11 protein-coding genes are annotated in these 11,850 nt (G+C 33.1%); 3 read left to right on the plus strand and 8 right to left on the minus strand.

Features of this window, described 5'->3' with window-relative positions:
* Position 1: 1 nt before the first annotated feature.
* The 4 genes from IPJ83_11980 to IPJ83_11995 all read right to left on the minus strand — a co-directional run bounded on the left by IPJ83_11980 (position 2) and on the right by IPJ83_11995 (position 2,242).
* Positions 2-706, minus strand: a complete 705-nt coding sequence (locus tag IPJ83_11980; GenBank protein MBK7881265.1) for a TIGR02206 family membrane protein — start codon at positions 704-706, stop codon at positions 2-4.
* 16 nt (positions 707-722) lie between these two features.
* Positions 723-1,259 (minus strand): hypothetical protein, encoded by a 537-nt coding sequence (locus tag IPJ83_11985; GenBank protein MBK7881266.1) that lies wholly within the window; start codon positions 1,257-1,259, stop codon positions 723-725.
* 85 nt (positions 1,260-1,344) lie between these two features.
* A complete protein-coding gene (gene mnmD / locus IPJ83_11990; GenBank protein ID MBK7881267.1) occupies positions 1,345-2,019 on the minus strand; it encodes a tRNA (5-methylaminomethyl-2-thiouridine)(34)-methyltransferase MnmD in 675 nt (224 codons plus the stop codon).
* A 55-nt stretch (positions 2,020-2,074) separates the two neighbouring features.
* On the minus strand, positions 2,075-2,242 hold the full coding sequence (locus IPJ83_11995) for a hypothetical protein (protein MBK7881268.1): 168 nt from the start codon (positions 2,240-2,242) through the stop codon (positions 2,075-2,077).
* Between the two features lie 107 nt (positions 2,243-2,349).
* On the opposite strand from IPJ83_11995, the gene IPJ83_12000 reads away from it, so the two are divergent.
* Complete coding sequence (locus IPJ83_12000) at positions 2,350-3,717, plus strand: peptidoglycan synthetase (GenBank protein ID MBK7881269.1); 1,368 nt, start codon at positions 2,350-2,352, stop codon at positions 3,715-3,717.
* Between the two features lie 5 nt (positions 3,718-3,722).
* Here IPJ83_12000 and IPJ83_12005 read toward each other — a convergent pair whose 3' ends face one another.
* On the minus strand, positions 3,723-5,435 hold the full coding sequence (locus IPJ83_12005; GenBank protein ID MBK7881270.1) for an ABC transporter ATP-binding protein: 1,713 nt from the start codon (positions 5,433-5,435) through the stop codon (positions 3,723-3,725).
* 94 nt (positions 5,436-5,529) lie between these two features.
* On the opposite strand from IPJ83_12005, the gene IPJ83_12010 reads away from it, so the two are divergent.
* Both IPJ83_12010 and IPJ83_12015 read left to right on the plus strand, forming a co-directional pair.
* Positions 5,530-8,679 carry a hypothetical protein gene (locus IPJ83_12010; GenBank protein ID MBK7881271.1) on the plus strand — a complete coding sequence of 1,050 codons (3,150 nt, stop codon included), beginning with the start codon at positions 5,530-5,532 and terminating at the stop codon, positions 8,677-8,679.
* A gap of 62 nt (positions 8,680-8,741) precedes the next feature.
* Complete coding sequence (locus IPJ83_12015; GenBank protein ID MBK7881272.1) at positions 8,742-9,587, plus strand: mechanosensitive ion channel; 846 nt, start codon at positions 8,742-8,744, stop codon at positions 9,585-9,587.
* A 3-nt stretch (positions 9,588-9,590) separates the two neighbouring features.
* On the opposite strand, the gene IPJ83_12020 is transcribed toward IPJ83_12015, so the two are convergent.
* The 3 genes from IPJ83_12020 to IPJ83_12030 are packed head-to-tail and all read right to left on the minus strand — an operon-like array spanning position 9,591 to position 11,843.
* The gene (locus IPJ83_12020; protein ID MBK7881273.1) at positions 9,591-10,493 is read right to left on the minus strand and encodes an EamA family transporter; all 903 of its coding nucleotides are present in this window, start codon (positions 10,491-10,493) and stop codon (positions 9,591-9,593) included.
* 3 nt (positions 10,494-10,496) lie between these two features.
* Positions 10,497-10,814, minus strand: coding sequence for a 2Fe-2S iron-sulfur cluster binding domain-containing protein (locus tag IPJ83_12025; protein ID MBK7881274.1), 318 nt, complete (start codon positions 10,812-10,814; stop codon positions 10,497-10,499).
* Between the two features lie 12 nt (positions 10,815-10,826).
* A complete protein-coding gene (locus tag IPJ83_12030; protein ID MBK7881275.1) occupies positions 10,827-11,843 on the minus strand; it encodes an NAD(P)/FAD-dependent oxidoreductase in 1,017 nt (338 codons plus the stop codon).
* Between the last annotated feature and the right edge of the window lie 7 nt (positions 11,844-11,850).

Here is an 11,850-nt window from a genome sequence, read left to right on the forward strand (position 1 = left end):
TTTATTTATTTATTAGCAAATTGAATTTGAGTCTACTGAATAAATAGTATAAACTCCCTATAAAAATTGATCCAATAATCTCAAATCCATAAATATGATATGGAAACCCACCAGTAACTAAAGGGTTGTCAACCTTGGGTGGATCACATAAAAATATATAGTTAGAACCAAGGTAGTAATTTATAAGTCCTACAGTTCCCAGAATTATATTTCCCAAAATGAATACCTTAAGCCAGGATCCTTCTCTAGGACGTATTTTGTCCACAAAAAAATAATACATTGGCATAAAGATGATTAGTCCATGGCTTAGATAGTAATCAAAGGCTAAAAAGGGATGATAACCATGGGTCATTTCCGGGGTAATAAAACTCATGGAAGCACCAACCATACCTAATAGAAGTACAAATTCGTACAAGATTGGAACAAATTTAAATAAACAAATTAAGGACATGATGTAGGATATATTACACAAGTGTAAGGGTAGCGAATCTTTTAAACTAAAAACACCAGTATAAATATAATATCCATGAATTAAAACCTCCCTGATAGCAAATACGCCAAATAATACATTTTTATATAATCTTTCTGTTCCCTTCTTGCGAAAATAAAGCCCTAGTTTAGCCAGGCTAAAATAAAAAGCAAATGCTCCAATTATTCCAAACCACCAGATAAAAGAAAACATTGGTACAAGAAAATGCTCATGCATACTTTGGCTTTAATTTCTATTCAGATGATTTTTCGCCTACAAAATGATGTTCCTTATATTTAAATAGTATATTAAATGTTGTGAGGCTACCGTAAATTCGGGTAATATATTGCTGTAAATTAACCTTTTCTTCATCCGTAAGTTTACTGGCATTTATTCTTTGTTCCATAACCCTTAATCTATCACGGGTCATTATAATTTTATGAAAAAAGGCCTCAATTGGTATTTCCTTTTCTTTAATGGAGCTGTCTTCAGATCTTAGAATCATTATTCCATTTTTCCATTTATCATTTAAAGGAACAACTTCTGATATGTCTGACCAGGCCCTTAAAATCTTTACCAGTGATTTTTCAGCTTCATTGAAGGATACAGCTTCTTCGGGTTCGATTTTATCTATAATTTCCCAGGAATTATAATCTTTCCCAACCAATTTGATTCCGAACTGCATAAAACAAACTCTATATGCAGCTATATCCGATTCAATCACAACACCATCTCCAAACGCCGGATGCTTAACCCTTGATCCGACACCTAAATATTTATCTTGACTCATAAGTACATTGAATTTGAGTCAAATATATTAAAAATTGTGAATCTGTTTCAGACGGAAGAGGAAATGTATAAAATTGCTTATCATCTTACAATTTTATAGCCCGTGTCACCTCTCTTTTTCCAGCAGGGCCCGGAAGGGACTCAACCGTAAATCCTATAGATTTCAAATTTCTTTTGAATTGCCCCTTTGCGCAAAAAGTAAGTAATACCCCACCTGAATTCAATATTTTGTATAGTTTTTCCATACTTTCAAAAGACCATAAGGAGGGCTGAACTTCAGGGCCAAATGCATCAAAGTAAATTATATCGAATGCGGCATCTGAGACATAGCGATCCCAGTTCATATAGAATTTAGTGAGCTTAAAATTTTCCGAAATTACGCTTTCAATATCCCAGGGAGTTTGGTGAATCGCTTTAAAATACTCAATAGATGAACCAAATGGAGTTGGAACTTGTGGATAATTAAGCATACCCCAAGTTTCTTCTAAGAGTGGCATATTCTCGATTGAATGAAAATTAACCGATAAATTAAATTGGTTGGCAAATAAAAGAGATAAATAGACATTAAGCCCTGTTCCAAAGCCTAATTCAAAGATTTTCAAGTTCTTTTGATTATTGCTTTTGTACATAAGCCCATATTCAATATAGACTTTAAGGCTTTCGGAAATGGCCCCGTATTTCGAATGATAACTGGAGTTCCAAAAAGGATGGATCAAACTATCTGAACCATCTGCTGAATTAAAAATGACAGGTTTATCCATAAAAAAGACCAGTCCCAATAACGGAACTGGTCTGATAATATCTTGAAAGATTTATTTAAAAGAGAATTGAAACCAACTTTAATGCTGTATCGGCAATATTTACAATAAAACTATCCAGACTAAAATCATAAGGACAACCATATCCTCGATTACAAGATGTCATAGAAATAAGTAATAAAACGATTACAACAGGGTAGGTTGATGGATTTCTTTTGAATTTCATGGCAGTAAGTTTAATATTGAAAAACTGATGTCAATAAAACGCTGCGCAAAGTTACATTATTATATTAAATTATTCTAAGTTTGGGTCGAATTATAAAATTTTGTAATATGAACCAGAAGATACACCTAATAGCTATTGGAGGGAGCGTTATGCATAATTTGGCACTCGCATTACACCAGGCAGGTTATTTGATTAGCGGATCTGACGACCAGATTTATGAACCAGCTAAGTCCAGGTTATCAAGTGTTGGAATTTTACCCCCCAGGGAAGGTTGGTTTCCAGAGAAAATAGACTCGAGTTTGGACCTGGTCATTTTGGGAATGCATGCCAAAAATGACAACCCAGAAATTCAAAAAGCGCTTGAATTAGGTATAAAATTGTTTTCATTTCCAGAATATGTATATAATCAATATAAGGATAAGCAAAGATTGGTAATTGCTGGTAGCCATGGCAAAACTACCACGACATCTATGTTAATGCATGTGCTGAAAAGTTTGGGTAGAAAATTTGACTATTTGGTAGGAGCTCAATTGGAAGGTTTTAACGAAATGGTTTCCTTTTCAGATGCTAATCTAGCCATAATTGAGGGAGATGAATATCTCAGTTCATGTCTGGACAATCAACCTAAATTTCTACATTACAAGCCTCAAATTGCCATAATAACAGGAATTGCATGGGATCACTACAATGTATTTCCTACTTATGATTCATACAAAAAAGCATTCTCAGATTTTATTTTGTCGATTCCTGAGGGTGGGCATTTGATTTACTTCAGTAAGGACATTGAATTGTCCAGGTTAGTTATGAAGTTTGGCACCCATCTTAATTGCATTCCCTATAGTGAAGCACCCTATGTTCAAAAAGAACTGGATACCTTTCTTATTGGAGAAAAAGCATGTCACAAATTAAATGTTTTTGGTAAGCACAATCTTCAAAATATCCAGTCCATTTTATTGGCAAGTCAATTATTAGGTATTCCTGAAGGGATCAGTTCAGAGGCAATCGGTAATTTTAATGGAGCTTCCAGGAGGTTAGAACTACTTGAAGCAAATGAAAACAGATGGATTTACCAGGATTTCGCCCATGCTCCTTCTAAGGTAAAAGCAACTTTAGAAGCCATTAGAGAAAAATTTAAAAATAATAAAGCGCTGGTTGTCTTAGAGTTGCATACATATAGCAGCTTGAATAAGGATTTTATTCCTCAATATTTGGGCACCTTAGACCCGGTCGATTTTGTAATTGTGTATTATGATGAAAAAGCACTAGAAATAAAACGAATGCCAGAATTGGATCCTAATTTTATATGTTCGGCATTTGGTAGGACAGATATATTAGTCTTAAAAAATTCAAATAGACTGAAAGAACAAATTTTAGATTCCTCAAGACTTGCTGAAGTTATTTTATTTCTAGGGTCTGGAAACTTTGGAGGCCTGAATATCAGGAGTTTAGCAAAAGAAATAATGCTTAAGCAGTGATTTTATTACCTAGGTATGGATTCGATAAGATGCTTCGTATAATCTGTTGTGGGATGATTTAAAATTTGAAATGGCAAACCTTCTTCAACAATTTCCCCATTTTTCATTACCATTATACGGTCAGCTATAAAATTTACTACTGAAAAATCATGTGTAATAAAAAGATAGCTTAATTTAAATTTCTCTTTGAGTTGAGTTAAAAGGTTTAAAACCTGAGCTTGAATAGAAACATCCAATGCGGAAACAGATTCGTCAAATATGATAAATTTTGGTTTTAAAGCTAAAGATCTTGCGATGCAAATTCTCTGTCTTTGGCCACCCGAAAACTGAAATGGATATCTGTCAAAATGCTCAGGCCTAAGTCCAACTTCCATCAATAGTTCAATGGCAGCATCTTTTCTTTCTTTAGCGTTATTAAAAAGTCTATGTACTTTCATCGGTTCAACAATTGCATCACCAATTTTTTTTCTAGGATTTAAGGATGAAAATGGATCTTGAAAAATAATTTGCATTTCCTTTCTTAAAGCTTTCCATTCCCTTTCACTATAACTTGTACAGTCAATTCCTTCATATTTAATTTGCCCGGCTTCAATCTGAATCAAATTTAAAATCGCTTTTCCAATGCTTGATTTGCCACTTCCTGACTCGCCTACAAGTCCAACAGATTCTCCTGGCCTGATTGTAAAACTAACATTTTTTACGGCTGTAAATTTTTGAGTAACCTTGCCAAAAATATTTCTTTGTAACGGATAGGATATGCCAAGTTCGTTAATTTCTAAAATTGGCTTACATTGGTTAAAATCTTCCGCTTTTCGATTTTGTTCTAAACTAGAAATGATCATTGTATCATTATACCATTTGTTCTTTTCGCTCCCTTCGAGAAAATCCTGAACGGTTGGTAAATGTCTTAGTTTACAATCCAAAGGAGGTTTGCAATTTATCAATCCCTTTGTATATGGATGAGTAGCTTCCAAGAAAATTTTTTGTGTGGTATTTGACTCTATGATTTGACCATTTTGCATCACTATTACCCGATCGCAAACATTACGTATAACCCCAAGATCATGAGAAATAAAAATAAGTGTTAAATTCATTTCCTTGCGAATCTCCTCAAGTAATTCCAGTATTTTTTTCTGGATAGTTACATCAAGTGCAGTAGTCGGCTCATCAGCAATAATGACCTTCGGTTCACAGCACAAAGCAATAGCAATCAAAACTCGCTGAAGTTGCCCGCCACTTAACTGATGGGGATATGCGTCGTACACCCTTTCAACATCTTTTAACCCTACCTTACGAAACCAATATTCAACTTTAGAACGATATTCTGATTTAGGCCCTATTTTATGGGCAGCGAGAGCTTCCTTTACCTGAAATCCACAAGTTAATAAAGGATTCAATGCAGACATTGGCTCCTGAAAAATCATGGCAATTTTTCTGCCCCTGTAAAGTCTTATATCGTTTTCTTCTAGCTTTATAAGGTCTACAACTTTCCCTTCATCTTCCTGAAAAAAAATTTTGCCAGAATCGTATTTTGCCCGGGAACCCAATAATTTCATAATACTTAATGAAGTAACAGATTTGCCACTTCCTGATTCGCCCACAATTCCGAGTGATTCACCCTCAAAAACACTAAAATTAATTTCCTTTATGGCCTGTTGCCATATTTTTCCTGAATAAAAAGAAACACTTAGATCCTGAATTTCAAGTATTTTCACCATGCAAATTAAACTAAAATCATTCATTTGGGGTTAAAATTTGTATCGTCCTTCAATTTTTTATTTCCTAGGCCGTTAATTTTTTTAAAGTATCCGTATGAACAGTAAACTAAAGTGGTTTTTAAGATTGATAGGTATTTTTGTTTTGGTGATAATCCTATTGACAATTCTAGTTCCCGTCTTGTATAAAAAGGAAATTAAGGAAAAATTGAAACAAGGTATAAACCAGGAGATTAATGGAAATTTTGATTTTGCGGATATTTCACTTTCAATTTTAAAGCACTTTCCCAGATTAAGCCTTAGTATTGAAAACCCTGTAATACTATCTTATGAACATCAGGATACAACGATGTTATTTAGATCTGAAAAATTGGATCTGGATTTTGATTTTTGGAATGTTATTTCTAAAAGTGAAGTTTTAACCATAAAAGCATTTTATTTAATTAAACCCGAGATTAATTTAATTTCCTTCCCTGACTCAACTGCCAATTTCAATTTACTAAAATCAGACCCAAATGTTGAAAAACAAAATGAAAGTCCATTAAGACTAATTTTAGATCATTACGAAATAAAGTCGGGTGAAATAGTTTTAGACGATAGACTGAATAGAATAAGTGTAGAAGCTAAAAATTTTAATCATGCTGGAAGTGGAAATTTTAAAAACAATCTGGTAAGCTTAAAAACCAAAACAAATATCGAAGCTCTATCTTATATTTCTTCAAACTTGACTTTGCTCAGAAATTGTAAAATTCTTTCAGAATTGGACTTAGAAATTGATCAGGACAGTTCCATATATTCAATCCAAAAGGGTGATTTTTCCATAAATGCTTTAAAAGTCCTCATAAATGGAAACTTAAAATTAAATGTTGATGGTTCAAATAGTTTAAATTTAAGTATAGAAAGCCCAGGGACAGAATTCAAAGAGTTATTTTCACTTATTCCAAATGCGTATAAGGGAGATTTCAAAGACCTACAATCCACCGGACATTTTAATTTAAAAGGAAAAATAGCAGGAATACTTAATACCAAGCAAAATGTCTTCCCGGATTGGGATTTTATGATAAAAGTTATCAACGGTGGAATTCAATACCCAGGGATGTCAGTTTCTTTAGAAAAAGTAAACATGGATTTAACAACATCCAATAGGGGACCGGATATGGATAAGGCATATATTAAGATCAATCCTTTCAACTTTGAATTAAATAAAAATCCAATTCATGGTTTTCTGTTCCTAGATCAACTAATGGGAAATACACACTTTTTGGGTGAAATAAAAGGAGTATTTTCATTGGATGATTATAAGAAGTTCATGCCCTTAGATGAACAAGTCCAATTAAGTGGCAAGTTAGACTGTGATTTTAATTTTGATTTAGACAAACAAATGATTGATCAAGCAACTTATGATAAAATGAAGGTGGCAGGATTTCTTAAGATAAATTCACTGATCTATAAAGACCCATCCATGCCAAGTATTGGTATCCCAAATATGGAATTGCAATTTGATAATAGTTCTTGTGTAATTAAACAAAGTAAGATTTTATTTGGCAAAAGTGATATAGAATTAAATGGTATACTGACAAATCCATTTGCACTCATAATTGATAAAGGCTACAGCACAGGAAAGATTAGCTTTAACGGAAAATACTTAGATGTCAATGAATGGATGGAAGAAAATGCCCCTATAGGTGATCAGAAAAATAATATCTATGCGATTCCTGACACCTCATCTTTTGTTCTTGATTTAATTCACAAATTAGAAATATCATTTATTGGAACCTATAATAAAATAGTTTATGATTCTTACAAAATTGAAAATGCCTATTTAGACGGCGAACTTAAACGCGATAGGATAGTTTTGCATTCATTAAAAATTTCAGTTAACAATAACCCAATGAGTGTTACAGGCGTTTTGGAATCACCTATGGCATATGCCATGCAAAACAAGACATTGAAAGGATCTCTACAAATTAATGGAAATAGATTTGATTTAGTTTCATTTATGGGTGATGAAGCTCCGCAAGGAAATTCAGTATCAAATGGCGAACCTACATCTGAGCCGTTTGTAGTTCCAGAAAATATGGATTTAGATTTATTGTTTGATATTGGCACATTGGTGTACGATAAATGGCAACTGGATAAGGCTAAGGGATTAATAGAAATATTGGATAATGAAATGCAGATTCATAATTTTCAGACATCAACGCTTGGAGGCAATATGGTTTTGAATGGAATTTACAATACTTCAAACCCACAAAAACCACATTTTGACATGAAATACGACATGACTAAATTGAAATTCTCTAAGGCTTACGAATCCATAGTTAGTTTTAAAATTCTGGCACCAATAGCAAAATTTATTGAAGGGAGTTTTAATTCATCCATAGTTTTTTCTGGAAATATGAATAAAGACATGATGCCGGATTTCGCTTCATTGAATGTAAATGGGATAATTGAAACCCTTGACGGAGTCATTAAAGGATATAAACCATTGGAACAAGTAGCGGAGAGACTAAATATAAAAGAATTAAAAAGTGTGAGTCTCCAAAATACAAAAAACTGGTTTAATATAGAAAACGGATCAGTTTATTTAAAGCCAGCCACTAAAAAAGTAAATGATGTAGAAATGATTTTCTCTGGTTCTCACAAAATTAGTGGACCTATGGATTATGATTTTACATTTAAAATTCCGAGATCAAAATTTCAGAACAATTCTATAGGCTCTGCTGCTGAAACAGGAATATCATTTCTTAAAAATCTAGCTTCAAAGACAGGCTATAACCTTGATATAGGAAAAAACGTGAACGTCTTAGTAAATTTTAGTGGAAAACTATTAGATCCAAAGATTAATTTTAAACTATTGGGCACAGATGGTAAAAGCCTAGAAGATGAAGCAAAAAATACCATGAATGATGCCGTAGACAAGGCAAAGGACTCTTTAATGCGAAAAGCTGAGTCTGAGTTAGAAAAGGAAAAGCAAAAAGTTATAAAGGAGACAAAAAGAATAGAAGATAGTATAAGGGTTGCAATTTCTAAGAAAACAGAGGAAGAGAAGAAAAAAATATTGGAAAAAGCAGCAAAAGAAGCCGAAAAATATGTGGATTCTAATTTGCTCAATAAAGGCAAAGATGTTTTAAATGAAAAATTAGGGAAAGAGGCTGATAAAATATTAAAGGAAGGCGGACAAAAAGAGGTGGAACAAATTAAGGACAAGGTTCAGGAATGGAACCCGTTCAAAAAGAAAAAATAATTTATAATACCAGCTTCAAACTTCTATTTGTTTATTGGAATTTTTTATAATCATTACTTAAGATGGAAATTGTAAAGTTTATTTTTAAAATATTTTTACTATTCCTTTTATTGGTTTCGAAGGAAGGTGTCTATGATGCATTTAGGTTGCCTGATTTATTTTACTCCCCAGTAATTAAATCTATGCATCAATTTCTTCTCTTTTGGTTATCTATTAATCTAATTGTCAGATTTAACCAATTTGTTTATAGAAAAAGAAAAAAATTGGGGCATAAGTACTCGGACAATGTTATTGTAGGTCTCCAGAATATATATTACCTTTTGACAACCTTGGCTATTATCGTAATGATAGTTGGTTTCTTTGGTATTGAATTTTCTAAATTTTTAACAGCTTTATCCATAGTGGCTGCAGCTATAGCGATAATATCCAAAGATTTGGTAAGTGATATTTTGACCGGCATTTTACTTTCTTTTTCAAAGGATATTGCATTAGGAGATTATGTACGAATAGGCGATTATAAGGGTCGGGTAATGGATATTAATATATATAAGATCATTTTGCATAATGAAGATGATGACATTATATATATCCCTAATTCAAAAGCATATTTTTCAGATATTGTAAATTATACTCAAAAGGAAATTCGAAAATATAATGTTGAATTTTCAATACCTACAGATAATGACGTTACTTTAGACGAGTTAAAGAGGACAATGGATAAAACTTTTGTTGATTATAAAAATTATCTTGATCCAAATTCAGAAAAATTGAAAATTACTGCGATTAATAAAGATGATTTTAGATATAAAATTCAGTTCAAGTTAAATCAAGTAAACCCTAAGATTGCTGAAGAAATAAAATCCCGGATACTAACAGAAATACTTAAAAAAATACAATTGATGAGTTAATTTTTAAGCTTTATGCTTTCGATACTCTGAATAATTTAAAATAAAAACTCCAAAAAGTGTAAATATCGCTCCATATATAATTCTGTAGGTGAATGGTTCGTTCAAAATAAAGTACCCAAGAAACATGGCAATTATTGGATTGATATAACTTTGAATACTGACTACTGTAGCTGGTAAATGTCTGAGCGCATAGATATAACAACTGTATGCCACCAGCGAACCCATAACGATCAAGTATAACCAAATATAAAACATCTCCTTGGTTAAGGAAAAATTCGAAAGTTCCTCAAAGGAAACACATAAAAACGCCATTGGTAATCCACCAAAAAACATTTGGAAACCTGCGGCCATAAGAGGGGAGTAGGGATAAGTTTTAGTTTTGCTAATTACAGATCCTACACCCCAGGCACCGACTGATACAATGGTTAGGATAAATCCTATAGCTGTCGTGTTCTGACCAATCGGCCATGAAAATTTATCAAAACAAATAAAGATTAGTCCAACAAAACCAAGAAAAATACCAAACCAACCTAATGAACTCAATTGATCAGATGGTCTAAAATAAATGGTGAGCAATGCAATAATGATTGGTGAAAGCGAAGCCAGGATAGCTGAAATTCCGCTATCAATATAGCTTAAGCCATAAGTACCTATTCCATTACCTAATGTAATTAATAGGAATGCAAGCAAGACTTGAAATAAAATGTATTTTTTTGATGGCAATGGTGCTCTCTTAATCAAAAAAATATAAACTAAAATTATCGTACCTGAAACGATCTGTCTTACAGAGGTAAAAAAAAAAGGCGGAATCCTTGTTACCCCCAATTTATTTACGAGATAAGTTGTTCCCCAGATTAGACAAGTTAGAATTAAAGCCAGATAAGCTTTTGAATGTACCCCTTTCATAGTTTAAAGTGGTGCAAGCTTTACTTTTAGATGATTGGTTTCATCATTTAATTTAATCTGACAAGCTAAACGGCTGTTATTAGTAGATAAAGGAAGTTGATCCAGCATTAAAGCTTCTTCATCATTCATTAGTGGTAATGTATGGTTTGAAAGTATTAACACATGACATGATCCACACAAAGCCATTCCACCACATGTCCCATCCACTGGCAGGTCAGCGGCTTTACATAATTCCATTAAATTCAAACCACTTTTTGTTGGAATATTTAATGCATGTTCTAAATTTTCTCTGTCAACTATAATAATCTCTAATTCTTCCATCTATATAATAAATTATTCAAACCGATTTATTCCCGTGACAGTTGTATATTTAAAACTGGGCTTTTTCCCTCCGTTTACGATTTTAAAAGCAGATTGCACCATTAAGGCAGCCTCATGAAAACCACATAGAATCAGCTTTAGTTTTCCAGGATAAGTATTGACGTCTCCTATGGCAAAAATTCCGTCGATATTTGTTCCAAAATCAGTTGTATTTACTACAATTGCATTCTTATCCAGATTTAATCCCCACTCTGCAATGGGACCTAATTTAGGAGTCAGACCAAAAAGAGGAATAAAATAATCACAGCTTAGAGTAAGCATATCAGACGTTGGGGTTTTGATTACGACCCTTTCCAGTTTATTTTCTCCATCCAATTCAAACACTTCAGACTCTGTCAATAATTGAATCTTGTTTTCATGCACATAGGCCAATAATTTTTGAACAGACTCAGGTGCACCTCTAAATTCTGTTCGTCTATGAACCAAAGTAACAGAAGCGGCAACATTTACCAGATAAAGAGCCCAATCTAATGCAGAATCCCCACCACCAGAGATAACCAAACGCTTATTTCTATACTTTTCCGGATCTCTGATTATGTAGTCTATACCTCTATCTTCAAAGTCCTCAATTTTGTCGATGTTTGGTTTGCGTGGTTCAAAACTACCCAAACCACCTGCAATAGCAACAACAGGAGCCTCTAAAACTGTCCCTTTATTAGTTGTAACTTCGAAACTATGATTTTCAAGTTTCTTAATTAAAGTAGCTGTTTCTCCAAAAGTAAAATTAGGTTTGAAAGGTTCAATTTGTTTTATTAAATTATTAACCAAATCTGATGCAAGTATTTCGGGATAACCAGGAATATCATAAATTGGTTTTTTAGGGTATATTTCATTCAGCTGGCCGCCTGGACCTCCCAGTGAGTCTACCAAATGACATTTCAAATTGAGTAGTCCCGCTTCAAATACAGTAAATAAGCCACAAGGGCCAGCACCAATAATCAAGATATCTGTTTTAATTTTAGAATCCATACAATAA

Source organism: Candidatus Vicinibacter proximus, from assembly GCA_016713905.1.
Classification (GTDB): Bacteria; Bacteroidota; Bacteroidia; order Chitinophagales; family Saprospiraceae; genus Vicinibacter; species Vicinibacter proximus.